The 26,612-nt window shown below is 62.2% G+C and carries 27 protein-coding genes; 19 read left to right on the forward strand and 8 right to left on the reverse strand.

The window, feature by feature from the left end:
- Positions 1–168 precede the first annotated feature (168 nt).
- From ETC27_RS13505 to trxB, 3 genes are all read left to right on the forward strand, one after another.
- Positions 169–378 (forward strand): zinc ribbon domain-containing protein, encoded by a 210-nt coding sequence (locus ETC27_RS13505; protein ID WP_136255537.1) that lies wholly within the window; start codon positions 169–171, stop codon positions 376–378.
- A 221-nt stretch (positions 379–599) separates the two neighbouring features.
- Positions 600–1,202 carry a peroxiredoxin gene (locus ETC27_RS13510; RefSeq protein ID WP_136255538.1) on the forward strand — a complete coding sequence of 201 codons (603 nt, stop codon included), beginning with the start codon at positions 600–602 and terminating at the stop codon, positions 1,200–1,202.
- Positions 1,203–1,450: 248 nt separating this feature from the next.
- Positions 1,451–2,407, forward strand: a complete 957-nt coding sequence (gene trxB, locus ETC27_RS13515) for a thioredoxin-disulfide reductase (RefSeq protein ID WP_136255539.1) — start codon at positions 1,451–1,453, stop codon at positions 2,405–2,407.
- Between the two features lie 154 nt (positions 2,408–2,561).
- Here trxB and ETC27_RS13520 read toward each other — a convergent pair whose 3' ends face one another.
- Entirely contained in the window at positions 2,562–2,795 is a 234-nt protein-coding gene (locus ETC27_RS13520) for a SlyX family protein (protein WP_306462170.1), read from the reverse strand.
- A gap of 135 nt (positions 2,796–2,930) precedes the next feature.
- On the opposite strand from ETC27_RS13520, the gene ETC27_RS17705 reads away from it, so the two are divergent.
- Positions 2,931–3,395: a cold-shock protein gene (locus tag ETC27_RS17705; protein ID WP_136255541.1), complete on the forward strand. Its 465-nt coding sequence runs from the start codon at positions 2,931–2,933 to the stop codon at positions 3,393–3,395.
- Between the two features lie 212 nt (positions 3,396–3,607).
- Here ETC27_RS17705 and ETC27_RS13530 read toward each other — a convergent pair whose 3' ends face one another.
- From ETC27_RS13530 to map, 7 genes are all read right to left on the reverse strand, one after another.
- A complete protein-coding gene (locus ETC27_RS13530; RefSeq protein WP_136255542.1) occupies positions 3,608–3,994 on the reverse strand; it encodes a hypothetical protein in 387 nt (128 codons plus the stop codon).
- A 33-nt stretch (positions 3,995–4,027) separates the two neighbouring features.
- Positions 4,028–5,197, reverse strand: coding sequence for a succinyl-diaminopimelate desuccinylase (gene dapE / locus ETC27_RS13535; RefSeq protein WP_136255543.1), 1,170 nt, complete (start codon positions 5,195–5,197; stop codon positions 4,028–4,030).
- A 58-nt stretch (positions 5,198–5,255) separates the two neighbouring features.
- Positions 5,256–6,281, reverse strand: a complete 1,026-nt coding sequence (dapD, locus tag ETC27_RS13540; RefSeq protein ID WP_136255544.1) for a 2,3,4,5-tetrahydropyridine-2,6-dicarboxylate N-succinyltransferase — start codon at positions 6,279–6,281, stop codon at positions 5,256–5,258.
- Between the two features lie 81 nt (positions 6,282–6,362).
- On the reverse strand, positions 6,363–6,707 hold the full coding sequence (locus ETC27_RS13545) for an arsenate reductase (RefSeq protein WP_136255545.1): 345 nt from the start codon (positions 6,705–6,707) through the stop codon (positions 6,363–6,365).
- Positions 6,704–7,966: a succinyldiaminopimelate transaminase gene (gene dapC / locus ETC27_RS13550; protein ID WP_136255546.1), complete on the reverse strand. Its 1,263-nt coding sequence runs from the start codon at positions 7,964–7,966 to the stop codon at positions 6,704–6,706. The genes ETC27_RS13545 and dapC overlap by 4 nt, the downstream gene beginning before the upstream one ends.
- Positions 7,967–8,161: 195 nt before the next feature.
- A complete protein-coding gene (locus tag ETC27_RS13555; RefSeq protein ID WP_136255547.1) occupies positions 8,162–10,837 on the reverse strand; it encodes a [protein-PII] uridylyltransferase in 2,676 nt (891 codons plus the stop codon).
- A 1-nt stretch (position 10,838) separates the two neighbouring features.
- On the reverse strand, positions 10,839–11,630 hold the full coding sequence (gene map / locus ETC27_RS13560; protein ID WP_136255548.1) for a type I methionyl aminopeptidase: 792 nt from the start codon (positions 11,628–11,630) through the stop codon (positions 10,839–10,841).
- 338 nt (positions 11,631–11,968) lie between these two features.
- On the opposite strand from map, the gene rpsB reads away from it, so the two are divergent.
- The 15 genes from rpsB (at position 11,969) to rnhB (ending at position 26,570) form a co-directional block, all read left to right on the forward strand.
- Entirely contained in the window at positions 11,969–12,700 is a 732-nt protein-coding gene (gene rpsB, locus ETC27_RS13565) for a 30S ribosomal protein S2 (RefSeq protein ID WP_136255549.1), read from the forward strand.
- A gap of 186 nt (positions 12,701–12,886) precedes the next feature.
- Positions 12,887–13,756, forward strand: coding sequence for a translation elongation factor Ts (tsf, locus tag ETC27_RS13570; protein WP_136255550.1), 870 nt, complete (start codon positions 12,887–12,889; stop codon positions 13,754–13,756).
- Between the two features lie 116 nt (positions 13,757–13,872).
- Complete coding sequence (gene pyrH / locus ETC27_RS13575; RefSeq protein ID WP_136255551.1) at positions 13,873–14,640, forward strand: UMP kinase; 768 nt, start codon at positions 13,873–13,875, stop codon at positions 14,638–14,640.
- 4 nt (positions 14,641–14,644) lie between these two features.
- A complete protein-coding gene (gene frr / locus ETC27_RS13580) occupies positions 14,645–15,202 on the forward strand; it encodes a ribosome recycling factor (RefSeq protein ID WP_136255552.1) in 558 nt (185 codons plus the stop codon).
- 57 nt (positions 15,203–15,259) lie between these two features.
- Complete coding sequence (uppS, locus tag ETC27_RS13585; protein ID WP_136255553.1) at positions 15,260–16,018, forward strand: polyprenyl diphosphate synthase; 759 nt, start codon at positions 15,260–15,262, stop codon at positions 16,016–16,018.
- On the forward strand, positions 16,011–16,808 hold the full coding sequence (locus tag ETC27_RS13590) for a phosphatidate cytidylyltransferase (protein WP_136255554.1): 798 nt from the start codon (positions 16,011–16,013) through the stop codon (positions 16,806–16,808). Before uppS ends, ETC27_RS13590 begins: the two co-directional genes overlap by 8 nt.
- Entirely contained in the window at positions 16,805–18,031 is a 1,227-nt protein-coding gene (gene ispC, locus ETC27_RS13595) for a 1-deoxy-D-xylulose-5-phosphate reductoisomerase (RefSeq protein ID WP_136255555.1), read from the forward strand. Before ETC27_RS13590 ends, ispC begins: the two co-directional genes overlap by 4 nt.
- 6 nt (positions 18,032–18,037) lie before the next feature.
- Complete coding sequence (gene rseP / locus ETC27_RS13600; protein ID WP_136255556.1) at positions 18,038–19,396, forward strand: sigma E protease regulator RseP; 1,359 nt, start codon at positions 18,038–18,040, stop codon at positions 19,394–19,396.
- A gap of 111 nt (positions 19,397–19,507) precedes the next feature.
- A complete protein-coding gene (gene bamA / locus ETC27_RS13605; RefSeq protein WP_136255557.1) occupies positions 19,508–21,844 on the forward strand; it encodes an outer membrane protein assembly factor BamA in 2,337 nt (778 codons plus the stop codon).
- A 46-nt stretch (positions 21,845–21,890) separates the two neighbouring features.
- Positions 21,891–22,397: an OmpH/Skp family outer membrane protein gene (locus ETC27_RS13610; RefSeq protein WP_136255558.1), complete on the forward strand. Its 507-nt coding sequence runs from the start codon at positions 21,891–21,893 to the stop codon at positions 22,395–22,397.
- 45 nt (positions 22,398–22,442) lie between these two features.
- Positions 22,443–23,471 (forward strand): UDP-3-O-(3-hydroxymyristoyl)glucosamine N-acyltransferase, encoded by a 1,029-nt coding sequence (gene lpxD, locus ETC27_RS13615; protein WP_136255559.1) that lies wholly within the window; start codon positions 22,443–22,445, stop codon positions 23,469–23,471.
- A gap of 120 nt (positions 23,472–23,591) precedes the next feature.
- Positions 23,592–24,035, forward strand: coding sequence for a 3-hydroxyacyl-ACP dehydratase FabZ (gene fabZ, locus ETC27_RS13620; protein WP_136255560.1), 444 nt, complete (start codon positions 23,592–23,594; stop codon positions 24,033–24,035).
- The gene (gene lpxA, locus ETC27_RS13625; protein ID WP_136255561.1) at positions 24,032–24,799 is read left to right on the forward strand and encodes an acyl-ACP--UDP-N-acetylglucosamine O-acyltransferase; all 768 of its coding nucleotides are present in this window, start codon (positions 24,032–24,034) and stop codon (positions 24,797–24,799) included. The genes fabZ and lpxA overlap by 4 nt, the downstream gene beginning before the upstream one ends.
- 3 nt (positions 24,800–24,802) lie before the next feature.
- Positions 24,803–25,963, forward strand: a complete 1,161-nt coding sequence (gene lpxB, locus ETC27_RS13630; protein ID WP_136255562.1) for a lipid-A-disaccharide synthase — start codon at positions 24,803–24,805, stop codon at positions 25,961–25,963.
- Positions 25,956–26,570 carry a ribonuclease HII gene (gene rnhB, locus ETC27_RS13635; RefSeq protein WP_136255563.1) on the forward strand — a complete coding sequence of 205 codons (615 nt, stop codon included), beginning with the start codon at positions 25,956–25,958 and terminating at the stop codon, positions 26,568–26,570. Before lpxB ends, rnhB begins: the two co-directional genes overlap by 8 nt.
- Positions 26,571–26,612: the final 42 nt, after the last annotated feature.

Consider the following 26,612-nt stretch of genomic DNA (forward strand, 5'->3'; position numbering starts at 1 on the left):
AGCCTAGCCTATGAGAACAGAAGCAAGGGTAACAGGGCGAAAGATGAAGCACTTGGCCATCAGTGTGCCATGGTTTCTTGAAACGACGCCCCATCGCCCCCACCTAGTAAATCAGTTGCCGGTATAGGGGTGTGGGGTATCAATGACGGCCACCGTAAGGAGAGAGACATGCATGAAGAGATGTTGAATTCACATGCGGCAAATTGTCCTTACTGTGATACGGGCTTCGAGCTCCTGGTCGATGCCAGTCAAGGTAGCCACACCACTTGGGAAGATTGCCCACGCTGCTGCGCACCGATCCAGGTCCAGGTAACGGTGTCAGATTTCAGCGGTGAGGTCGAAGGCGTCACCCTTGGCCGCGACGATGACGTCGTCTAGGCATCATCTATTCGTCACAGGTCAGGCGTATTACCCTATTCCGGCCCATGAACAATACGGTGTGTGGTGAAAAAGTGGGGTCGTGCTATCACGGCAGCAATACCCATAGACACACGCTATATTGGCCATTGGCCTTATCAACTTGGCAGATTTACGAGCGTGGCCTTAGGCTGGGCTCAAATTCATCACCCATTGATCATTCCATCAGCAAGGAGATTTGCATGAGCGTACTGGTAGGTCGTCAGGCCCCCGACTTCGATACCGCCGCGGTACTGGGCAACGGTGAAATCGTTGACAGTTACAAGCTGTCCGACAGCAACGGCAAGCTGCGTGTGCTGTTTTTCTGGCCGCTAGATTTCACCTTCGTCTGCCCGTCCGAGATCATCGCCCACGACAACCGTCTGCAGGCGTTCAAGGATCTGGGTGTTGAGGTTATCGGTGTCTCCATCGATTCCCAGTTCACCCACCATGCATGGCGCAAGACCTCTCCGGATGCCGGCGGCATCGGCGAAGTTGGCTTCCCGATCGTTGCTGACGTCAAGCACGAGGTCACTCAGGCTTACGGTATCGAGCACCCGGACGCCGGCGTTGCCATGCGCGCTTCCTTCCTGATCGACGAACATGGCGTCGTTCAGCATCAGGTCGTCAACAACCTGCCCCTGGGCCGCAACGTCGATGAGATGCTGCGCATGGTCAAGGCGCTCAAGCACCACAACCAGCACGGCGAAGTGTGCCCGGCCGGTTGGGACGAAGGTGCAGAAGGCATGAAAGACACGCCGGAAGGCGTCGCCAAGTACCTGGGTTCGCACGCTGAAGCGCTGTAAGCGTTGAAGTGTATAAAGAGGCGGCCTGAGGGCCGCCTCTTTTGTGTCTGGTGCTTTTGTAGTGAAGAGGCTGTTTCGCCAGCCATGCGAGAGGCTCTGGCTGACGGCCTTGGGATGCTACACTGCCCGCCGTTAAAAATACCCATCCATCAAGCGTACTGTGGCCTGGGGTCAATGAGCGATTATCGCACTCAGACCAGAGAGCGTTTCCGGCCGACATCCGGCCGTCATTTTTGTGAGGACCCGACATGAGCGAAGTGCGCCACGAACGCCTGATCATCCTGGGCTCAGGCCCTGCCGGTTACACTGCTGCCGTCTATGCGGCTCGCGCCAACCTGAAGCCACTGCTGATCACCGGCATGCAGGCGGGTGGTCAGCTGACCACGACCACCGATGTCGACAACTGGCCGGGCGATGCGGATGGCGTTCAAGGGCCTGAGCTGATGGAGCGCATGCGCGCCCACGCCGAGCGTTTCGACACTGAGGTGCTGTTCGATCACATCGAGGAAGTCGAACTGCGCGAGAAACCCTATACCCTGAAGGGCAACAGCGGCACCTACACCTGCGATGCACTGATCATCTCCACCGGCGCCAGTGCCCGTTATCTGGGCCTTGAATCGGAGCAGAAGTTTATGGGGCAGGGCGTGTCCGCCTGTGCGACCTGCGACGGCTTCTTCTACCGCAACCAGGAAGTGGTAGTGATCGGCGGTGGCAATACCGCGGTGGAAGAAGCGCTATACCTGTCGAACATCGCATCCAAGGTGACTCTGGTGCACCGCCGCGACAGCCTGCGTGCCGAGAAAATCCTGCAGGACAAGCTGTTCGATAAGGTCGAGAACGGCAACATGGCGGTTGAATGGAATTACACCCTGGACGAGGTGCTGGGGGATAACACCGGGGTCACCGGGGCGCGTCTCAAGTCCACGCTGGATGGCAGTACCAAGGAGATGGCCGCACCGGGCGTATTCATCGCCATAGGCCACACGCCCAATACCGGTATCTTCGAGGGTCAGCTAGAGATGGCGGGCGGCTACATCAAGGTGCAATCGGGCCTTGAAGGCAATGCCACCGCCACCAGTGTTCCGGGCGTCTTCGCTTCCGGCGACGTGATGGATCACGTCTATCGTCAGGCCATCACTTCCGCGGGCAGTGGCTGCATGGCAGCGCTGGATGCTGAGCGCTATCTGGACGGTCTGGAAGGCTAAGCAAGCCCCTAAGGCCCACCCCTGGGTGCTGAAGTGGATCGAAACGCACCGCTTCAGCACCCGACGCTGATACCTGCCCCTACCCGTTTGAGTGGCCAGGGCCATTCGTCCTTCAGGCCACTCAAGCGCTTAGTCGTGCGGTCCGTCACCCCGCTCAATAGTGCGGTGGGCGCTCGTCTTCGAAGCTTGCCTGATCGCCTTGTGAGTCGTCCAGGGCCCGCTGTTGCTGGCGCAGCTTTGCCTGCATCAGTTCACTCATGCGCTCAAGCCCTGCCAGCCGAGCCTCCTGGGCAGCCACTGCCTGATCCAAGGTGTCCAGCCAGTGTTCCTGATAGGCGATGCGGCTCTCGAGGCCTTCCAGGCGGGCGAGCCAGTCGTGATCTTGCATGGTAGTATCCTCGTGTGGCCTGTTGCCGTTCATCGCGACAGCCTCATCTTGTCAGCTTATGCCCATCAGCGTTACGGCGGTGGGATTTCGTCATGACCCCTTCATCCATTGCCATCACAAGAGAAACCGAGGTCCATGAATCAAAAGGTCTTACTTCGTTGTAGTCTGATCAGCGTGCTTCTGGCCGCGCCCGCGCCACTGCTGATCGCCCTGTTCATCTTCCTGACCGGGGGAGATTTGTCCCGGGAACTGTTCGCCAGCCTGGAGGTGGGCGGCGTTGCCCTCGTCTATCTGGCCACCGCCGTTGCCGTATTCCTGATCACCCTGACGGCGACCGTTGCCATCCATGTGCTGACACCGGCCCTTGCGACGCTTGCCGACGTTGAAGACGACGATCGCGAGATCGGCGAGGTCAAGTGGTTCAACGTCAACAAGGGTTACGGCTTCATCACCCGCGACGGCGGAGATGATGTGTTCGTGCACTTTCGTGCTATTCGCGGCAAGGGCCATCGCACCCTGGCCGAAGGGCAGAAAGTGCGTTACCACGTGATCGAAAACGAGCGCGGCTATCAGGCCGATGACGTGACCGTCATCACCTAGGTAAGAAGTGGCTGCGCTCGACCATACAGCGTTAAAAATCGACTCAAAGTACTCATTTACACCCGTAAACTCCGTCCTTTCGTCGATTTTTGCCTTGTCTGGCCTTCGCTCGCTCACTTCCTCCGGCCAAGGCTAGGTCCGTCCGGACTGCCTCGAAACACCCCATCTTGCCAAGCAAGATGGGGTGTTGTCGTTTTGGCTACTGGCCGGTCTTATTGACCAGAATCAGGCCAGGTCATTGCGTCTTCCGTGCCGTCGGGCAGCACCCGCCAGAAGCGGTCCGGGTCGTCACCCGGTTGCCAGCCGCCCAGAGAACAGCGAACTTCGACGTTCAGGGCGGTCGCGGCCGCACGGGCACAGTCGGCATCGCGGGGCCAGGGCGAAGCGTCGCTGTCGAACCAGAGGCTTGAGAAGCTGTCGGCGGCCTGCTCGACCAGCAGGACCGGCACCTTGTGGCCGTCCAGGTGACCGGTGGTGCGCCATTGGCGCTTGCCGGCACGAGACAGCGGCGGCGCGTCCAGGGTGGCGGCCAGCCAGGCGTCCAGGGCCTCGATCGGCGCCTTGGCCAGGTAGATCTCGATATCCGGGTAGCGTTGCATGCGTGACTCTCGGTAGCGGGTGGCAGGCTCAGCTCAGTCGGCGCGAGCGAACAGCCGCGTGAGGATGGCTTCGTAGATGTCGCTGAGGGTGTCCAGGTCGGCGGCGCGGACCTGCTCATTGACCTTGTGGATGGTGTCGTTGCGCGGCCCCAGTTCGACCACCTGGCTGCCCAGGGTGGCGATGAAGCGCCCGTCCGAGGTGCCACCGGCGGTAGACAAGGTCGGTCGATTGCCCGTGATGCCCTCGACGCCGGCCACGGCGGCTTCGACAAGCGCGCCTTCGGCGGTCAGAAAGGGCTCGCCGTTGAGTGTCCAGTCGAGACGGTAGTCGAGGCCATGGGCGTCGAGAATCGCCTCGGTGCGCTCCCGCAGCGCCTCGTGGGTCAGCTCGGTGGAGTAGCGGAAGTTGAACACTACCTCGAGCTCACCCGGGATCACGTTGGTGGCCCCGGTGCCCGCGCGGATGTTGGAAACCTGGAAGCTGGTGGCCGGGAAGAAGTCATTGCCGGCGTCCCAGTGTTCGCGGGCCAGGGCATCAAGCGCTGGCGCCGCATCGTGGATCGGGTTGCGCGCCATGTGCGGGTAGGCGACATGGCCCTGTACGCCCTTGACGTGCAGCACCGCACCCAGCGAGCCGCGGCGACCGTTCTTGATCGTGTCGCCGACCCGGTCGCTGGACGAGGGTTCGCCGACGATGCAGTAATCCAGTCGCTCGTGCGTCTCGCGCAGATGCTCGACCACGGCACGGGTGCCGTCCACGGCGGGCCCTTCCTCGTCGGAGGTGATCAGGAAGGCGATCTTGCCGTCGTGATCGGGATGCGCGGCCACGAAGCGCTCCACGGCGGTGACCATGGCGGCCAGGCTGCCCTTCATGTCGGCGGCGCCGCGGCCGAAGAGCATGCCGTGCTCGTCGATGAAGGGCGCGAAGGGCGGGTGGTCCCACTTGCTCTCGGGACCACTGGGCACCACGTCGGTGTGGCCGGCGAAGGCCAGCACCGGGCCGTGGTGACCGCGCACCGCCCAGAAGTTTTCGACGTCGCCGAACGGCAGCCGCTCGATGTGAAAGCCGAGACGTTCGAGGCGCTCGATCATCAGCGCCTGACAGCCGACGTCATCGGGGGTTACCGAAGCACGGCCCATTAGGTCGATAGCCAGGTCGAGGGTCGCGGAGGGCGTCGAAGAAGGCGTGGCGGTATCGGACATGCGTCATCCTGGTTGGCGAGGGAGCAGGGCGCCCGCCGGCGGCGGGCGCAGCAAAGGCTTAGTTGTGGGCGTGCAGCGCCTCGTTCAGCGCAACGGCGCTCTTGTTGGTCAGGCACTCGATGCGTCCCGACTGCGAGTGGCGACGCAGCAGCAGGTCGTCTTGACCGGCCAGCGCGCGGGCGGCAACGGTCTCGACTACCTGCCCCTGATCGTCGAGCACGGCGACCTTGGAGCCTGCCGTGATGTAGAGGCCGGATTCGACGGTGCAGCGATCCCCCAGCGGGATGCCGATACCGGCATTGGCGCCGATTAGGCAGCCGTCACCGACCTTGATGACGATGTTGCCGCCGCCGGACAGGGTGCCCATGGTCGAGCAGCCACCACCCAGGTCAGAGCCCTTGCCGACCATCACCCCAGCGGAGATGCGGCCTTCGACCATGCCGGGTCCTTCGGTGCCGGCATTGAAGTTGACGAAGCCTTCGTGCATCACGGTGGTGCCCTCGCCAAGGTGAGCGCCCAGACGCACACGGGCGGTATCGGCGATGCGTACACCGGCCGGCACCACGTAATCGGCCATCTTGGGGAACTTGTCGACGCAGTCGACGGACAGGGCGCGGCCTTCGAGACGCGCCTTGAGGCGACGCGCCGGCAGTTCCTCGATGTCGATCGGGCCCTCGCTTGACCAGGCGACGTTGCGCAGCAGGCCGAACATGCCTGTCAGGTCCAGGCCATGCGGCTTGACCAGGCGGTGTGAGAGCAGGTGCAGCTTGAGATAGACCTCCGGGGCGCTTTGCGGTGCTTGGTCGGTCTCGAGGAAGGTGGCCACCAGCGGGCGCTGACTCTGCGCGAGACTTGCGGCAAGCTCTGCTTGCTCGGTGTGACCGGCGACCTTGAGCGCCTCGGCGAGATCGGTGCAGTGCTCGGGCAAAAAGCTTGCCGCGACGTTACCGGCGGGGGCACCGAGGACCTGGCGTGCGGCATCGACGAGGCTTGCCTCGGGGTTGAGCAGCGGCGCCGGATAGTAAACATCCAGCCAGTCGCCTTGGGTGTTCTGGTGTCCGATTCCGAGTGCGAAGCTCAGCATGGGGAAGATCCTTTCGTTTGTAGGTGAGCGAGGCTTTTGGGCCTCGGGCAAGGTGAAGTCGTGTCAACCATGGTGGTGGTGTCAGCCGGCAACATCGTCATAGTCGCCATCGCGGTAGCCGACCCGAATGTCCTCGCCGGTATCGAGTAGCGGGCGCTTGATCAGGGTCGGGTTGGCGAGCATCAGTTCGCGTGCCGAGTTGGCATCCAGCTCGGCCTTGTCGGCCTCGTCGAGTTGGCGCCAGGTGGTGCTGCGCTTGTTGAGCAGGGTCATCACGGGTACCTGCTCGAGCAGATGTTCGAGCAGCGCCGCGGACAGGCCGTCCTCGCGAAGGTCGTGGACCTGGAAGGGCACGCCGCGAGTTTCCAGCGCCTTGCGGGCGCGGCGGCAGGTGTCGCAGGCCTTGATGCCATAGAGGGTGATCATGTCGGGGTCTCCTCGTCATCGGTCATGGCTGCTCGCCAGCGTTCGGTGAAGCGGCGCAGACGTCGGGCAGCCTCGGCGGTCGACTCGGCATCGGCGACCAATGCTAGCCGGATGCGCCCAGCCCCCGGGTTGATACCGCTGTCGCTTGATGAGCCGTCGCCTGCGGTGGCACGCCCCATGTAGCTGCCTGGCAGTACGCTGACGTTTTCCTCGGCGAAGAGCGCCCGGGTGAAGGCTTCATCGTCGCCACCAGGCACCGCTGGCCAGAGATAGAAGCTGGCCTCGGGGGTGGGGAAGTCCATCACCGGGGCGAGGATCTCGGTGACGGCGGCGAATTTCTCGCGATAGGCGTCGCGGTTGGCCTTCACATGGGCTTCATCTCGCCAGGCGGTGATCGAGGCGTGCTGCAGCGGCAGCGACATGGCACAGCCGTGATAGGTACGGTAGCGCTTGAAAGGGGTGATCAGACTGGCGTCCCCGGCCACGAAGCCTGAGCGCAGGCCCGGCAGATTGGAGCGCTTGGACAGCGAGTGGAAGACCAGGCAGCGACGGTAGTCGTGGCGGCCCAGCCGAGCGCAGGCCTCCAGCAGTCCTGGCGGTGGCGTGGCTTCGTCGAGATAGAGTTCGGAGTAGCACTCGTCGGAGGCGATGATGAAGTCATGCTCGTCGGCAAGCTCGATCAGCCGCGTGAAGTCCTCAAGCGGCGTTACTGCGCCGGTGGGGTTGCCCGGCGAGCACAGAAACACCAGCTGCACGTCGCGCCAGGTCTCGGCCGGTACCGCCTCAAAATCCGGGCGGAAGCCTTGTTCGGCATGACAGTCCAGGTACAGCGGGGTGCCGCCAGCGAGCAGCGTGGCCCCCTCGTAGATCTGATAGAAAGGGTTGGGCACGGCGACCCTGGCCGGGCGGCGACGGTCGAGGGCGGCCTGCACGAAGGCAAATATCGCTTCCCGGGTGCCGTTGACCGGCAGCACCTGGTGGTCCGGATCGAGGCCGCCAATGCCTTGCAGGCCGAAACGCTGCGTCGCCCAGGTAGCGATGGTCTGGCGGAGTTCGGCAATCCCGGCGGTGGCCGGATAGCGGGCCATCTCATCACGATGGACACTGAGCGTCTCGAGCGCCCTTGCATACGGCGGGTGCTGGGGTTCGCCGATGGTCAGGGGGATGTGCGATAGCCTCGCGGGGGGCGCGACATTGGCCTTGAGGGCGGCGAGCTTCTCGAAGGGATAGGGCTTGAGCGCATCGAGATCGGGGTTCATGGCTGTCCTGGCCGCCTCGCGGGGCGTTGTCGTGATCGTGGTGGCGGCATGGGGCTCGATCGATGGGGCCGCATGGTCGGTCTGGCGCATGGCTTCAGGCAAGCGATTATAGGGAAGCCGGCGAGGTGCCTCAATCTCGGCGCCTGCCGGCCTCTTGGCCCAGTTGATGAAAGGGCCGTTATCTAGATGACGAACCTAGACGTCGAGCATCTCGACCAGCCGCTCGCGCAGTTGCTGTTGGCGCGCGGGGTCGGTGAGTGGTGCACCGTTACGGTCAGTGATGAAGAAGACGTCTTCGACCTTCTCGCCGAGCGTGGCGATCTTGGCGGCCGACAGCGCGATACCCTGCTCCATGAAGATCCGGCCGACCCGAGCCAGCAGGCCGGGGCGGTCGGGTGCTGTAAGCTCAAGCATGGTGCGTTCATTGCCCGGGTCCTGGGCGATCTCTACCCGCGTCGCCACCTTGAAATGCTTGAGCTGGCGCGGTGTGTGTCGGGTGACGATCTGCGGGTAGTCGTCCGGATTTTCGAGCTCTTCGGCCAGGTGGCGGCGCATGGCCTCAAGCCGTTCGCGGTCTCTGATCGGTTGGCCGTCTTCATCGAGCACGATGAAGGTGTTGAGGGTCCAGTTATTGCTCGAGGTGGCGATGCGCGCATCATGGATCGACAGGCCAAGCTGCTCCATGGCCGCGGCGGTGGCCGCGAATAGATCATCGACTGAGCGGGTATGAATGAATACCTTGGTGCCGCCCTCGGTCATGTCCTGGGTGGGCGCACTGATCAGGATGAGTGGCAGGTTAGAGCCGTCATGCGCAAGGATGCCCTGCGTCTGCCAGACGATCTCGCTGGGGGCATACTGCACGAAGTAGTCCTCGCCCAGTGACTCCCACAGACGCTCGACCCGCTGCGGGTCAACGCCGACGTTGGTCAGCAGGCTGCGTGCTTCTTCGCGGGTCTCGCGGATCCAGTCGTCTCGATCCAGCGGATTTTCAAGGCCGCGGCGCAGGGCGCGCTTGGTCTCGGCGTGTAACTGGCGCAGCAGTGAGGCTCGCCATCCGTTCCACAGGGTCGGGTTGGTGGCGTTAATATCGGCCACGGTCAGCACGTACAAATAGTCGAGGTGGACCTCGTCGTGCATCTGGGTGGCGAACTCGCGGATCACCTCCGGGTCGGTGATGTCGCGCTTCTGCGAGGTCTTCGACATCAGCAGGTGATGTTCGACCAGCCAGCTGACCAGCCGGGTATCGCGTGGCGAGAGGCCATGACGCTCACAAAATTCCTCGGCATCGCGGGCGCCGAGCAGCGAGTGGTCGCCGCCGCGCCCCTTGCCGATATCGTGATAGAGCCCGGCAATCCATAGCAGTTCGAGCTTGGGCAGCTGGTGCACCAACGCGGCGGCGACCGGGAATTCGGCGCGGCAGCGCGGCTCGCGGAAGCGCTGCACGAATTTCAGCAGACCCAAGGTATGGGCATCGACCGTATAGCTGTGAAACAGGTCGTGCTGCATCAGCCCCACCGCCTGGCCGAACTCTGGCAGGTACTTGCCGAGCACGCCGTAGCGGTTCATGCGCCTTAACTGGCGGGCGACGTTGCCGCTGGAGCGGAGCAGCTCCATGAACAGGCTCTGATGGCGGACATCGTCGCGGTAAAGATCGTCCATCAGATGGCGGTGGTCTCGAATCAGGCGAATGGTCGAGGCGCGTACCCCCTCGATTTCCGGATGCTGCGCCATCAGCAAGAACAGCTCTAGCATGGCCGCGGGGCGATAGCGGAAGATTCGCTCGTCGCGCGCCTGGATATAGCCACCCTTGACCTCGAAACGGTCGTTGAGGTGGTGCGTCTCGAGTACCTCGTCGGCGCGCAGGATGACCTCGTCGAAGTGCTGCAGCAGCATGTCGTTGAGGCCGGCAAGAGCGGTGACATGGCGATAGTAGCGCTTCATGAACTGTTCGACGGCCAGGCGGCCGGGAATGTCCCGGTAGCCGAACAGGCTGGCGATGGTGCGCTGATGATCGAACAGTAGGCGATCCTCGGCGCGCCCGGTGAGCATGTGCAGGGCATAGCGGACCTGCCACAGGAAGGACTGGCCCTGACTCAGGATGCGCAGCTCGGCATCGTTCATGAAGCCGTTTTCGACCACTTCCTCGTAGCGCAGCTCCCCGAACTGGCGCTTGGCGACCCAGCCGATCATCTGGATATCGCGAAGGCCGCCGGGGGAGCTCTTGATGTTGGGCTCCAGGTGATACTCGGAGTTGTTATAGCGGTAGTGGCGGGCGATCTGTTCCTGCCACTTGGCCTCGAAGAAGGCATCTGCCGGCCATAGCCGATCCGTCTTGATCCTGTCCCGCATGGCGTCGCGCAGGTGGCTTCCGCCTGCCAGGATGCGCGTCTCGAGCAGGTTGGTGATCACTGTGACGTCGGCGCGGGCCTCACGCTCACAGTCGTTCAGCGAGCGCACGCTGTGCCCGATCTCGAGCCCGATGTCCCACAGGAAGGTGATGAAGTCGGTCAGCGGCTCGCGGTAGGGGGTGTCGTCATCGTCTTCGAGCAGCAGCAGCAGGTCGACATCCGAGTAGGGATGCAGCTCGCCGCGGCCATAGCCCCCGACGGCCAGCAAGGCAACGCCATCGTCGGGCCAGGCATGGCGCGACCAGGCGATCTCGAGCAGGCGGTCGAGGCACCAGGCGCGGCCATGCACCAGGTCGCGAATATCGGCGCCGGCGCGAAAGCGTTGATCCAGGTTTTCCTGAATGTCGCTCAGTGCCTGCTTGAAAGGGGCGATCGGCGAGCGCTTGCCCTCAAGCTCGATGCGGAATTCATCAACATCGAAGAGGCTTGTGTCGGGCTGGAAGCGATAGTGATGCAGCAGCATGTCAGCTCGAGAGGAAGCTCAAGTCTTCCTCGCCACGCGCGGTCAGTACCTCGACACCGGTGGCGGTCACCAGCAGGGTGTGCTCCCACTGGGCGGATAAGCCCTTGTCCTTGGTCACGGCGGTCCAGTTATCTCGCAGAACCCGGGTGCGGTGATCGCCCACGTTGATCATCGGCTCGATGGTGAAGCACATGCCTTCTTCCAGGGCAATGTCGGCTTCGGGCGCATAGCCATCGTAGTGCAGTACCTGCGGCTCTTCATGGAAGACGGAGCCGATGCCGTGGCCGCAGAAATCACGGACGACACTGTAACCGTTGGCTTCGGCATGCTGCTGAATGACGCGTGCCAGCTGGGACAGGCGGACGCCGGGCTTGACCTCGGCGATGCTCTTGTAGAGGCACTCCTGGGTGATACGGGCCAGCCGTTCGCCCTGAATGCTCTCGCCGACGATAAACATCTTGCTGGTATCGCCGTGATAGCCGTCGGCGGTCTTGACGGTGATGTCGATATTCATGACGTCACCTTTCTTGAGCTTCTTGGCATCGTCGGGGATACCGTGGCAGACCACGTGGTTGATCGAGGTGCAGATCGACTTGGGGAAACCATGGTAGTTCAGCGGGGCCGGTACAGAACCTAGCTCATCGACAATGAAATCATGGCACAGGCGGTCGAGCTCGCCGGTGCTGACGCCGGCCTGAACGTGAGGCGTGATCATTTCCAGTACGCGGGCGGCCTGCTTGCCGGCTTCGCGCATCTTGACGATTTCGTCGGCAGTCTTGATGGATACGTTCATGGAATCTCGGGTTGTGAAGGGGGAAGGGCGCTCGCGTGTGGCCGAGCAAACGGCAGGCGGGCAGGGCGCTTGCGACTTCATCTTGATATTGATCTATGGTATAAAGCTGCGCGCTTTCCTGCAATGCGTTGTGCCGAGTGCTTCGCTTCTTCTATACGTCCGGTGACCAGGCTGTCCCGAACGGTGAAGGTCGCGTGCGTTGCACGGCCTGCAGCAAGGCGCTAAATAGCCTGAAAAACACACATGCACCGACACATGGTCCCGGGTGCCGTCGGCTAGTCCGAGGGTCGGATCCATGGGGTGCGTGGAGGCCTAACCCGATAGTCCAGGAGTCATTCATGACACAAGTAAATATGCGTGACCTGCTCAAGGCAGGCGCTCACTTCGGTCACCAGACCAAGTACTGGAACCCGAAGATGTCCAAGTACATCTTCGGCGCCCGCAACAAGATCCATATCATCAACCTCGAGCATACCCTGCCGGCGCTTAATGAAGCGATCAGCGTGGTCGAGAAGATGGCGGAGACCAACAACAAGATCCTGTTTGTTGGTACCAAGCGTGCGGCGGCCAAGGTGATCAAGGAAGAGGCTAACCGCGTGGGTATGCCCTTCGTCAATCATCGCTGGTTGGGTGGCATGCTGACCAACTTCAAGACCATTCGCGTGTCCATCAAGCGTCTGCGCGAGCTTGAAGCGATGCACGAAGACGGCACTTTCGAGAAGTTGACCAAGAAAGAAGTGCTGATGGCGACCCGTGAGCAGGACAAGCTCGAGCGCTCCGTGGGCGGCATCAAGGATATGGGCGGACTGCCCGACGCGCTGTTCGTGGTGGATGTTGATCACGAGCGTATCGCCATCAACGAAGCCAACAAGCTTGGCATTCCGGTCATCGGGGTGGTCGATACCAACTCCAACCCGGACGGCCTTGACTATGTGATCCCGGGTAACGATGACTCCATCCGCGCCATCCAGATCTACGTTCAGGGCATCGCTAACGCCTGTGCCAAATCGCAGGAAGGTCGTCCCGACGAATTCGTTGAGGTCACCGAAGGCGATCAGGTCGCCGAGTGATGACGCTGGTCTACCCTGAAGTGTCATCCGGTGTTGCCATATTGATGGAGACCCGGTCAGTGGGCATCGCTCATTGCTCATGAAGGGTAGGCATGGGAGGGGGCTTGGCCCCCTTCTTTCCGTCCCCCGTCCGGGTGGCGGATACGCTTTGATTATCGACGTCGAATTATTTCAGAGGTTAATACCATGGCAGCTATCAGCGCGTCTCAGGTAAAAGAACTGCGCGAGCGCACCGGGCTCGGCATGATGGAGTGCAAGAAGGCACTCACCGAAGCCGGCGGCGACATCGAAACCGCGATCGAGAACCTGCGCAAGAACTCCGGTCTCAAGGCCGCCAAGAAAGCGGGTCGTACCGCTGCCGAAGGCGCCATCGTGATCAAGCTGGCCGATGACGCCAGCTATGGCCTGATGCTTGAAGTCAACTCCGAGACCGATTTCGTGGCGCGTGATGACAACTTCATCGCCTTCGCCGACAAGGTTGCCGAGCAGGCTTTCGCCCAAAAGACCACCGACATCGCCACGCTGATGGAAGGTGATCTGGAAAACGCTCGCGAGCTGCTGGTGCAGAAGATCGGCGAAAACATCAGCGTGCGTCGTGCAGCGCTGGTTGAAGCGCCGGCCGGTGGCACGGTGGGTGGCTATGTTCATGGTGGCCGTATCGCCGCGCTGACCGTACTGAACGGCGGCACTGCCGAGGCCGCCAAGGGCGTGGCCATGCACGTGGCGGCCATTAATCCGGTCGTGGCTCTGCCGGAAAACATGCCCCAGGAGCAGCTGGACCAAGAGAAAGCGATCATCCTGGCGCAGCCGGATATGGCGGGCAAGCCGGAGAACATCGCCGAGAAGATGGTTCAGGGGCGCCTGAAGAAGTATCTGGCCGAGAACAGTCTGACCGAGCAGGCCTTCGTCAAGAACCCGGACCAGACCGTGGCCGAGTTCGTCAAGGAAGCCGGTGGCGACGTGGTCGGCTTCACTCGCTTCGAAGTTGGTGAAGGCATCGAGAAAGAAGAAGTCGACTTTGCCAAGGAAGTGATGGAGCAGGCCAACCGCGGTTGAGGCTTGGTCCTGTGAGTTCGTGATGGCGTGCGCGCAAGCGCACGCCTTCGCGTATCCGGCGGTTAGAAATACCGTCAAGATTTCCTCCCCCTGTCGCTGTCATCAGGAGACGCCACATGTCCGATTCCACCACTCCGTCCGAACGCCCTGCCAAGCCTGAGCGCCAGGCGAAGAGCAAGTACAAGCGTATTCTGCTAAAGCTCTCCGGCGAGGCCCTGACCGGTGATGCCGACTTCGGCATCGACCCGCAGGTGCTTGATCGCATGGCACTTGAAATCGGTCAGCTGGTCGGCATTGGCGTGCAGGTCGGTATCGTGGTCGGCGGTGGCAACCTGTTTCGCGGCGCCGCCCTGCATGAGGCAGGCATGGAGCGGGTGACCGGCGATCATATGGGTATGCTGGCAACGGTCATGAATGCCCTGGCCATGCGCGATGCGCTGGAGCGTTCCAACATTCGTTCGCGGGTGATGTCGGCGATTCCGATGAGCGGTGTGGTCGAGCACTACGATCGCCGTACCGGCATCCGCTACCTGACGTCGGGCGATGTGGTATTGTTCTCCGCCGGCACTGGTAACCCCTTCTTCACTACCGATTCCGCAGCCTGCCTGCGTGGCATCGAGATCGATGCCGATGTGGTGATCAAGGCCACCAAGGTCGACGGCGTTTATAACCGTGATCCGGTGAAGCATGCCGATGCCCAGAAATACGAGCGTCTGACCTACGATGAGTGTCTGGATCAGAAGCTTGGTGTGATGGATTTGACCGCCATCTGCCTGGTACGTGACCATGATATGCCGGTCCGCGTATTCAACATGAACAAGCCCGGTGCCCTGCTCAATCTGGTGATGGGCGGCAAGGAAGGCACGCTGATAGACAGAGGTTGAAACCGTGATCAACGATATTCAAAAAGACGCAGAAGCTCGCATGAAAAAGACGCTCGAGTCTCTGCATACGAACTTCAATAAGATCCGTACCGGTCGTGCTCACCCCAGCATCCTCGATGCTGTGACCGTGGATTACTACGGCGCCCAAATGCCGCTCAATCAGGTGGCCAGCGTCAACGTCGAAGACGCCCGCACCCTGGCAGTCGTGCCTTGGGAAAAGTCCATGGTACCCAAGGTCGAGAAAGCGATCATGACCGCAGACCTTGGCCTCAACCCGGCGACGGCCGGCACCGTGATTCGCGTGCCGATGCCGATGCTGACCGAGGAAACCCGCAAGGGCTACATCAAGCAGGCGCGCTCCGAAGCAGAGAACGCCCGCGTGGCCGTGCGTAATGTGCGTCGTGATGCCAACGGTGACCTCAAGGGGCTGCTCAAGGAGAAAGATATCTCCGAAGACGAAGAGCACAACGGCATGGAGGCCATTCAGAAGCTGACCGACAAGTATATCGCTGAGATCGACAAGCTGCTGGAAGCCAAGGAAAAGGACCTGATGACGGTCTGAGGCCTGGCGGGCGACATCGCATCGCCCGCCTATCGTTCTACTGCTATGCGAGCCCCCATGACATCACCGCAACTCCCTGAATCGGATCACCAAGCGATCCCGCGTCATCTGGCGATCATCATGGATGGCAACAATCGCTGGGCCAGGGCCCACGGCCTGTCCGGGGTGCGTGGTCATCGAGCGGGCGTCGAGTCGGTACGCTCGGTGATTCGCCGGGCCGCCGAGCGGGGGGTCGAGGTGCTGACGCTATTCGCCTTCTCAAGCGAGAACTGGAAGCGTCCACCGGCCGAGATCAATGCGCTCATGGAGCTGTTCTTGATCGCCCTCAAGCGGGAGGTCAAGAAACTGCACGAGCATGATATTCGCCTGACCATCATCGGTGAACAACAAGGCTTCTCGACCTCGATTCAGAAGCACATCGCGCGTGCCGAGGAACTGACCCAGGATAACCACGGCATGCACTTGGTTATCGCGGCCAACTATGGTGGCCGTTGGGACATCGCCCAGGCAGCGCAGCGTCTTGCGGCCCGTGTTACAAGCGGCGATCTCGAGGCCTCCCAGATCGACGAGACGTTGCTTGGCCGCGAGATATGCCTGGCCGACGCGCCCGATGTGGATCTATGTATCCGCACCAGCGGCGAACAGCGGCTATCCAATTTTCTGCTCTGGCAGATGGCCTATGCCGAGCTGTATTTCTCTCCTCTGCTTTGGCCGGACTTCGGCGCCGATGCGCTCGATCAGGCGTTCGCCGACTTTGCGCGTCGTCAGCGTCGTTTCGGCATGACCCACGAGCAAATCGAGGCCCAGGGTGCTTAAGCAACGTATTCTGACTGCCGCCATCCTGGTGCCTCTGGCCCTTGGCGGGCTATTCCTGCTCGAAGGCGGGGCATTTGCTCTGTTTACCGGCGTGGTGGTGCTGCTCGCTGGCTGGGAGTGGACCAATCTCGCTGATGTGTCCCGACTCGGTGCGCGGCTCATGGCAAGCGCTGTCCTTGGCCTGGCCATGGGGCTCCTTTGGCTAGCAGGGGGCGAGCAGGCTACCGCTCTGCTGTGGGTCGGTGCCGCCACCTGGCTTGCCAACCTCTTCTGGGTGACTCGCTACCCCGAGCGACAGATCCAATGGGCCACCACAAGTCGTCGCCTGATCATGGGGCTGCTGGTGTTGTCGTCCTGCTGGGTGGGCTTTAATAGTCTGCGGGCCAGCGGCGCTGAGTGGCTACTCTTCGTGCTGTTGCTGGTGTGGCTCGCCGATACTGGCGCCTACTTCGCCGGTCGCGCCTTCGGGAAACGCAAGCTGGCCCCTGCCGTCAGCCCCGGCAAGACATGGGAAGGCGTCGCCGGTGGCGTCGTCGCCACGCTGGCGCTGGCGCTAGGCTTCGCCGCCTGGCTGTCGCTCGGTATCGGCGCGACCCTGGGGCTGCTGATGGCGACCGTGCTGGTTACGCTGGTGTCGGTGCTGGGTGATCTGTTCGAGAGCATGTTGAAGCGGACCCGTGGCATCAAGGATTCTGGGGTGTTGCTACCTGGCCACGGCGGCGTGCTGGACCGCATCGACAGCCTGACGGCCGCGATCCCGATCTTCGCCCTGCTGCGGGTGTGGTTATGAGCCTTTCCTCTACCGCGGCCTTGACCGCCGCATCCCGCCCTCAGCGCGTCACCGTGCTGGGGGCGACCGGTTCGATAGGCACCAGCACCCTCGATGTGATCGCCCGCCATCCCGAGCGCTATCAGGTGCATGCGTTGACCGCTCATCGCTCGAAGGAGGCGCTGCTGGCGCTGTGCCTGACGCATCGTCCGTCGCAGGCCGTCATTGGCAGCGAAGACGATGCCGTATGGCTGCGCGCCAGATTGGCGGAAGCCGGTCTGGCCACCGACGTACGCGCGGGTGAGGCGGCACTGAGCGAAGTCGCCGACGCCGGCGAGGTCGATGTGGTCATGGCAGCCATCGTCGGTGCCGCCGGCCTGGTGCCGACACTGGCCGCCGTGCGCGCCGGCAAGCGTGTGCTGCTGGCCAATAAGGAAGCGCTGGTGATGAGCGGCGGTCTCTTCATGGATGCAGTGGAGCGCCATGGCGCCGTGCTGCTGCCGATCGATTCCGAACATAATGCCATCTATCAGTGTCTACCTACGGAGCACCGCGGCGGCCTTGATCGCGTCGGTGTCAGCCAGCTTCTACTGACCGCCTCGGGCGGGCCTTTTCTGGGCTGGTCGGCAGATGCCCTGGCAAGCGTCACACCTGATCAGGCTTGTGCCCATCCCAACTGGTCGATGGGGCGCAAGATCTCGGTGGATAGCGCGACCCTGATGAACAAGGGGCTCGAGTTGATCGAGGCCTGCTGGCTCTTCGATGCCGCTCCCGAGCAGATCCAGGTGGTGGTGCATCCACAGAGTGTCATACATTCGATGGCGGCCTACCTCGATGGCTCGGTGCTGGCGCAGCTCGGTAATCCGGATATGCGTACCCCGATCGCCTATGGCCTGTCATGGCCAGAGCGCATCGACGCGGGTGTTGCACCCCTCGATCTGTTTCAGGTCGCAAGGCTCGATTTTGAGGCGCCCGACGAGGCGGCCTTTCCCTGCCTGCGACTGGCCGCTGAGGCGCAGGCGGCAGGAGGCAGTGCGCCTGCGCTGCTCAACGCCGCCAACGAGGTGGCCGTGGAAGCGTTCCTCGAAGGGCGGTTATCCTTCCCGGGCATTGCCGAGCTCAACGAAGCCGTGCTGTCTGCCTGCCCGCCGTCGGCGGCGGATGAGCTCGAGGGGATTCTCGCCGAGGATGCCCGTGGTCGCCGGGCGGCTCGTCACCACCTGGAACGCTATGGCCGGGAGTAAATTGCGATGAGCGTGATACAGAATGTGCTGGCGGTGATCGTGGTCCTCGGGCTACTGATTACCTTCCATGAGTTTGGCCACTTCTGGGTAGCCAGGCGCTGTGGCGTCAAGGTATTGCGCTTCTCGGTCGGCTTCGGCAAGCCGCTTTGGTCGCGTATCGACCGCCATGGCACGGAATTCGCTGTCGCCGCGATCCCGCTGGGCGGCTATGTCAAGATGCTCGATGAGCGGGAGGGGCCTGTCGACCCCGGGGAAGCGCACCTGGCCTTCAACCACAAGTCGGTATGGGCGCGTATCGCGATCGTTGCCGCCGGGCCGCTGGCCAACTTCCTGCTGGCGATTGTCGCCTACTGGCTGCTGTTTGTGATCGGCATCACCACTGTCGCGCCGGTGGTTGGCAATGTGGCCCCGGATTCGCCGGCTGCACGCGGGGGGCTGTCGTCAGGGCAGGAAATCGTGGCCGTGCAGGGCGAATCGGTACAGTCCTGGGAAGATATCAATTTGAAGCTGGTCGCGGCGATTGGCGATAGTGGCGCGATTAGCATGATGTCTCGTACTGAGGGCACCACGGCGACCCGAGAGCACCAGCTTCCCGTGGAAGACTGGTTGGTCGGCCAAGACCCGCCCCGGCCGCTGGCGACCCTGGGATTGACGCCATGGCGGCCGTCAATGCCCGCGGTGCTTGGCCAGGTGCTCGACGGTGAGGCCGCGGCCAGCGCTGGCCTGCAGGCAGGCGATCGTATTCTCGCTGTCGAGGGCACGCCGATCGATGGCTGGATGACCTTCGTCGAGCAGGTGCGTGCAAGCCCTGGCGAGTCGCTTACGCTTGATATCGAGCGTAGTGGAACGCGTCAGACACTGACGCTGACCCCAGGCTCGACCACCCGTGATGATGGCCAGGCCATCGGCTACATCGGCGCTGGCGTCGCCAGTGCCGAATGGCCGGCCAAGTACCAGCGCGAGATTCATTACGGCCCGCTTGAGGCCATCGGTCAGTCACTGAACAAGACGGCCGAGATGTCGGCATTGACCCTGGATGCGATGCGCAAGATGCTGGTCGGATTGATCTCGCCGTCTAATCTCTCGGGGCCGATCACGATTGCCCGTATCGCCGGCGAGACGGCACGTACCGGTTTAGAGAGTTTTATCGGCTTTATGGCCTATCTGTCGATCAGCCTCGGGATTCTCAATTTGCTACCTATCCCGGTGCTCGACGGTGGGCATCTGGTCTATTACCTGATCGAGGCGGTGCGGGGACGTCCCGTTTCCGAGCAGGTCCAGGCGGTGGGCTTCAAGATCGGCCTGGCGCTGGTAGGTAGCTTGATGCTGATGGCGATGTACTTCGACCTGATGCGGCTCTGGTAGCTGCATGAGAGCGGTCCGCACCGGCCGGGTCCTGGCCTTGTCAGTGGACCGAACAAATGTATAAGGTGCTCGTTTGACAAGCGGGCAGACCAACGCGAGCGAACCGACTGCATGAAACTCAAGATTCTAGGCGTTGCGGCGCTGTTGCTGTCTGGCGCCCCAGTGGCGCTGGCCGATGCGTTTACCGTTTCCGATATCCGTGTGGAGGGCCTCAAGCGGGTCTCCGCGGCTTCCGTCTTCAATGCCTTCCCGGTCAGTGCCCGCGATGCCGTCGACGAGCGCGAGTTGGCTGAGGCAGCCAAGGCATTGTTCGCGACCGGTCTCTTCGAAGACGTGCGCCTGGCCCGTGAGGGGGATGTGCTGGTGGTGCAGGTCGACGAGCGACCCTTCATCACCGACCTGGAAATCACCGGCAACTCCCAGATTTCCGAAGAGGAGTTGCGCAAGGGGCTGCGCGAGGCGGGCCTGGCCGAGGGCCAGGCCCTGCAGCGCTCGACGCTTGATGAGATGCAGCGCGAACTCGAGGGGCTTTATCATGGCCAGGGCCGCTACAGCGCCCGACTCGACGTCGACGTCGAGGAAATAGATGCCAGCCGGGTGCGGGTCACGGTCGATATCGACGAAGGCGCCGTGGCCAAGATTCGTCAGATCAACGTGGTCGGCAATCAGGCCTTCGGTGACGACACCCTGCGTGATGTCTTCGAGCTCGAAGACCGGCCCAGCTGGTTCTTTGGCTGGTTCTCGAGCGATGAGTATTCTCGCCAGCAGCTCTCCGGTGATCTTGAGCGGCTGCGGTCCTGGTATCTGGATCGTGGCTACGTCAACTTCGCCATCACCTCGACTCAGGTATCAATCAGCCCCGACAAGTCGCGCATTTTCGTTACCATCAATGTCGAGGAAGGCGAGCAGTATCGACTGGGTGATATCGACTTCGCCGGCGATATCAAGATTCCGCCCTCCGAAGCCCGCAAGCTCGTTGAAGCCACGCCCGGTGAGATCTTCTCGCGCAGCGATATCACGGCCTCCTCCGAGGCGCTGCGCTCGCGCCTCGGCGCCGAAGGCTACGCCTTTGCAAGCGTCGAGGGCGTGCCGGAGATTACCGCCGATGGTGAGCGGGTCGACGTCACCTTCCAGATTGACCCCGGCCGTCGTGCCTACGTGCGTCGCGTCGACTTCGTCGGCAACACCACCACCATGGATGAGGTGTTGCGCCGGGAGATGATCCAGATGGAGGGCGCCCCGGCGTCCACCGAGCAGATCAGCCAGTCGCGTCAACGGCTCGAGCGCCTGGGCTTCTTCAAGCAGGTCGACGTGGAAACGCGTCCAGTCGCCGGCGAGCCCGACCAGTTGGACGTTACCTATAACGTTGAGGAACAGCCCTCAGGCTCGGTCTCGGCGAGCATTGGCTTTTCCCAGAGCGATGGCTTCATCTACGGCGCCTCGCTGTCCCAGAATAACTTCCTGGGTACCGGTAATCGGGTCAATATCGGCGCTCAGAAGGGGGATACCTATACCAGCCTCAACTTTGGCTTCACCGATCCCTACTGGACGCTGGATGGTATCTCGCGGGGGTATAACCTCTACTACCGTAAGACGGACTACGAAGACTCCGACATCTCGACCTACTCCACCGACTCGCTCGGTGCCAGCATCAACTTCGGCTATCCGGTTGACGAGTTCACCCGACTCAACTTCGGCGGCGGTGTCGAGCAGCTCGAGGTCCAGACCTATCGAGACACCCCCTCGGAGATCGAACAGTACGTCGATGAGCAGGGTGACAGCGCCGATAGTTTGAAGCTGACGGCCAGCTGGACCCGCAACAAGCTCAACCGCGGCGTGATGCCCACCGCCGGCAGCTATCAGCGAGTGTCACTTGAAACCGCGGCGCCGGGCAGCGATGCGATCTATTACAAGCTGCGCTACAAGGGGCAGCGAATCTTTGAGTTTAACGACGCCTGGTCGCTGAAGTTCGGCACCAATCTTGGCTATGCCGACACACCTGACAACGAGCCCTATCCGTTCTACGAGAACTTCCTGACCGGTGGCCTTGGCTCGGTGCGCGGCTTCACCGCCAGCACCCTCGGGCCATCCACCACGCCTCGCGGTAACGGTGATGACCAGACGCTGGGCGGCAACGTGCTGGTCAGCGGGACCACGGAGGTGCTGTTCCCGACGCCCTTCGTCGAGGATCAGCGCAGTGTGCAGTCCTCCCTGTTTATCGATGGCGGCAACACCTTCCTCACGGAGTGCTATGCCGTGCAGCCCGCTGACAGGCCCTCGGACTGCAGCTCGGGTGTCGATCTGGGTGATCTGCGTTACAGTGTCGGCCTGGGGCTTTCCTGGTTGACGCCGGTTGGGCCGTTGACCTTCAGCGTGGCTGAGCCGCTGAACGACCAGGACGGCGACGATACTCAGTTTTTCCAATTCTCGCTGGGCCAGACGTTCTAGGCTTATTTGACGGAAGCAGACCATCGATTTCGAGGAGTATGACAAGATGCGCAAGTTGACCGGAGCCCTGTGTCTCGGCCTGTTCGCGGCCCTGAGTACGCCCGCCCTGGCCGCTGATGTTGCCGTGCTGGATTGGCGCCAGGCCCTGCTGAAGAGCGATGACGCCCAGCAGTCAATGAGTGAGCTGGAAGACCGGATCGGTGGCCAGCAGCAGGAAGCCAAGGCGCTGGGCCAGGAAGTTCAGCAGCTCCAGCAGCGTCTGCAGCGCGACGGGGCTACAATGTCCGAGTCGCAGCGCCAGGAAGCCATGCAGGAGCTCCAGGAAAAGGGCGGCCGCTTTCAGCAGTTGCGCCGTCAAGTGACACAGGCCCGTCAGCAGTCTGAGCAACAGTTCATGCAGCAGGCTCAGCCGAGACTCGAGAGCGCCGTGGACCAGGTCATCGAGCGTTACGACGTCGAGGTGCTGGTGGATCGCAATGGGGTGATTCATGCCAATGGCGAGCTTCTCGATGTAACCGAAGACGTTACCGAGATTCTCAATTCGTCCAACTGAGGCCGACAGCCTGTCCAGGCATGCTGTCCGCGATGATCCGCGTTCATGACAATCGCTCCACTTCCCACGTTTACCCTCGACGAGCTCGCCGAGCGCCTCAATGCTCGTGTCATCGGCGATGGCCGTCGCACTGTCAGTGGGTTGGCGACGCTCAGCGATGCCGGCCCTCAGGAACTGACGTTCCTCGCTAACCGGGCCTACCTGAAATACCTGCCCAAAACGCGGGCAGCGGCGGTGCTTTTGCACCCGGATCATGCCGAGGAAAGCCCTACTGCATGCCTCGTGCTCGAGAATCCCTACCTGGGCTATGCCGAGCTGTCGCGGCTGTTTGATCCCCTGGCCGCGAGACATCGGCCGGGTGTTCATGCCTCGGCTGTCGTTGCACCCACCGCAACACTCGGCAGCAATGTCGAAATCGGCCCGCAGGCGGTGATCGAAGATGGCGTGGTGATCGGTGATGACGTGGCCATCGGGCCGGGCAGCGTGGTCGGGGCCGATAGCGTGGTCGGTGCCGGCTCACGTCTGCATGCGCATGTCAGTGTCTGTCACGGGGTGGTGCTGGGTGAGCGTGTCGTGCTCAACAGCCATTGCGTGATCGGCGGTGATGGCTTCGGCTTCGCCCATGACGGTAGCCGCTGGCACAAGATCGCTCAGCTAGGGGGCGTGGTGCTCGGTGATGATGTGGAGGTCGGCAGCTGCTCGAGCATCGACCGTGGCGCGCTCGGCGACACCGTGATCGGCAACGATGTCAAGATCGATAGTCAGGTCCAGATCGCTCATAATGTCCAGATCGGTGACCACAGCGCCCTTGCTGGCTGTGTGGGTATCGCCGGCTCCACCAAGGTGGGGCGTCACTGCATGCTCGGCGGCGGTGTCGGTCTTTCCGGTCACTTGACCCTCTGTGATGGGGTACAAGTCACCGGCATGAGCCTGGTCACCAATTCGATCCACGAGCCCGGCGTTTTCTCTTCTGGCACGGGTTCGATGCCCAACGCCCTGTGGCGAAAGAATGCGGTACGCTTCAAACAGCTGGACGCGCTCGCCAAACGGGTGACTCGCCTGGAAAAGCAATAGCCAGGGGGTGAGGCGTCTGAATGGGAGCGTTCACCTGCCCAACCTAATCATGGCGGCGGCCCTGCCGCCCCAACATGCTCGCCCCAGGGCGAGCATTTTGTCATTTCAGAGGTCGTATCGATGGTAATGGACATCAACGAGATCCGTGAGTACCTTCCTCACCGCTACCCCTTCCTGCTGGTCGACCGGGTCATGGAACTCGAGCAGGGTGCGCGCATCGTGGCCAACAAGAATGTGAGCATCAACGAGCCGTTCTTCAATGGTCACTTCCCGCACCATCCGATCATGCCGGGGGTGTTGGTGATCGAGGCGCTGGCCCAGGCGTGTGGCATCCTCGGCTTCAAGACGGTCAACAAGTTACCTGCCGATGGCTATGTCTATTATCTCGTCGGTAGCGATAATGTCCGCTTCAAGCGCCCGGTGATGCCCGGTGATCAGCTGCGTCTCGAGGCGAATGTGATTCGCACGAAACGCGGTATCTGGAAGTTCCAGTGCGTCGCAAGCGTTGAAGGTGAGGTGGCCTGCGAGGCCGAGATCATTTGTGCCGAGAGGAAGGTCGCTTGATACATCCCACTGCTATCGTTGATCCAAAAGCGCGCCTCGCCGAGGATGTCGAGGTCGGCCCATTCAGCGTGATTGGTCCTGACGTCGAGATCGGCGCCGGAAGCGTGATTGGGCCGCATGTGGTGGTCAAAGGGCCGACGGTTCTCGGTGAGCGCACGCGTATCTTCCAGTTCGCCTCGGTCGGCGAGGATTGCCAGGACAAGAAGTACGCCGGTGAGCCGACGCGCCTGGTGATGGGCGACGACAATGTCATTCGCGAGGGCGTTACCCTGCATCGCGGCACCGTTCAGGACCGCGGCGAGACCACCATCGGCAGCCGCAACCTGCTCATGGCCTATGTACACGTCGGCCACGACTGCGTGGTCGGCAACGATTGCATCCTGGCCAATCAGGTGACGCTTGCCGGCCATGTGACCCTTGGTGATGCCGCCATCATCGGCGGGCTGTCGGCGATCCACCAGTTCTGTCACTTCGGCACTCAGGCCATGGCGGGTGGTGGCTCTATCATCACCAAGGACACGCCGGCCTACGTGATGATCAACGGTAACCCGGCGCAGCCCCATGGCCTCAACCTGGTGGGCCTCAAGCGCCGCGGCTTCTCCCGGGAAGCGATCAAGGCGCTCACCGAGTCCTACAAGAAGGTCTATCGCCAGGGGCTGACCGTCGACCAGGCGCTCGCCGAGATCGATGCCGAGTACGCCCTGCCGGAGACCCAGGCCTTCACCGACTCGATTCGCGCTTCGACTCGCGGCATCCTGCGCTAGATCATGTCAGACGTCCTTCAGGAGCAGCGCCCGCTGCGGGTCTATCTGGTTGCCGGTGAGCTTTCCGGTGACTTGTTGGGCGCAGGCTTGATGCGCGCACTCAAGGCGCTGCACCCCGACATCGAGTTTCGTGGTGTCGGTGGACCGCGCATGGCCAGCGAAGGGCTGGACAGTCAGATCCCGCTCGAGCACCTGGCCATCATGGGGCTGGTGGAAGTCATTCGACATCTCCCGGCGCTGTTTGGCTTTCGGCGCCAGCTCAGAGAAGACGCGCTCGCTTGGCAAGCCGACATCATGGTCGGCATTGATTACCCTGACTTCAATCTACGGCTGGCTCGTCAGCTGCGAGCCACCGGCATGAAAACCGTTCATTATGTCAGCCCGTCGGTTTGGGCTTGGCGACAGGGGCGGGTCAAGGGTATTCGGGCATCCGTTGATCGGATGTTGACGTTTTTGCCCTTCGAAGCCTCCTTCTACCAAGCCCATCAGGTGCCGGTTACCTTTGTTGGTCACCCACTGGCAGAAGAATTGCCACTGGAAGATGACCGCGAAGCGGCCCGGGAACAGCTGGCATTGTCTGAAGCGGTCCGGGTGCTGGCTGTCTTGCCCGGCTCCCGTCGCCAGGAAGTTGCCTTCAATGCGCCCACCTTTCGTGATGCGGTTGCGCTGCTGCGACAGCGTGATCCCGAATTGCAGGTCGTGATCCCGGCGGCTAATGCGCAGCGACGGGATGAACTGGCAGCATTGGGAATGGACCAGGCCAGCGGGTTTACGGTGCTGGATGGCAGGGCTTGGGAGGCCATGACGGCTGCGGACGCTGTCTTGTTGACGTCCGGCACCGCTGCACTTGAAGCCATGCTTTGTCATCGACCGATGGCCGTGGCCTATCGCCATGGTCGGGTCACGCACTGGATGGCGCAGCGACTGGTGAAGACCCGCTGGATTTCGTTGCCCAACCTCATCGCGCAGGAAGAAGTCGTGCCGGAGTTGATTCAAGATGCGGCGACGCCTGAGGCCCTGGCCGACACCCTGTGGCCCATGCTTGAACGTCAGACAGAACGGCAGCAGATAGGTGAGCGGTTCAAGGCCATGCACGAACAGTTGCAGTGTGGTGCCAGCGAGCGAGCGGCCAGAGCGGTACTCGAGGTAGCTGAAAATGGCTGAGGCAGTGCAGTGGCCACCGCTGGTGATCGACTACCAGGGCGAGCGTCTGGCCGGCGTCGATGAGGTCGGCCGCGGTCCGCTGGTGGGGTCGGTGGTGGCGGCGGCCGTGATTCTCGATCCCACGCGGCCTATTGAGGGGCTCAATGATTCCAAGACGCTGACCGCGCGGCGCCGCGGCGCACTGGACAGCGAGATCCGCGACAAGGCCTTGGCGTTCTGTGTGGCCGAGGCGTCGCCGCTGGAAGTCGATCGCCTCAACATCTACCATGCCACCCATCTGGCGATGCGGCGCGCCATCGATGGCCTGGTGCCAGAAGCCGAGTATCTGCTGGTGGACGGCAACCGTCTGCCGGGGCACTCTCTGCCTGGCCAAGCCGTGGTCAAGGGCGATGCTCGCCATCCGGCAATCGCCGCTGCCTCGATACTGGCCAAGGTCGCCCGGGATGCGCAGATGGTGTCGCTGGACGCCCTGCATCCCGATTACGGCTTCGCCCGTCACAAGGGCTATCCGACCCGGGAGCATCTGGCGGCCCTGGAGCGGTTGGGGCCACTGCCTGACCATCGTCGCTCGTTCGCCCCGGTCAAGAAGCAACTGGACCTGCTCTAGTCTTTAGCCACAGCCGTTGCGGCCCTCGCATCTGGGTCGCCG

Origin of the sequence: Onishia niordana, from assembly GCF_004798965.1 — a bacterium.
Lineage (GTDB): Bacteria > Pseudomonadota > Gammaproteobacteria > Pseudomonadales > Halomonadaceae > Onishia > Onishia niordana.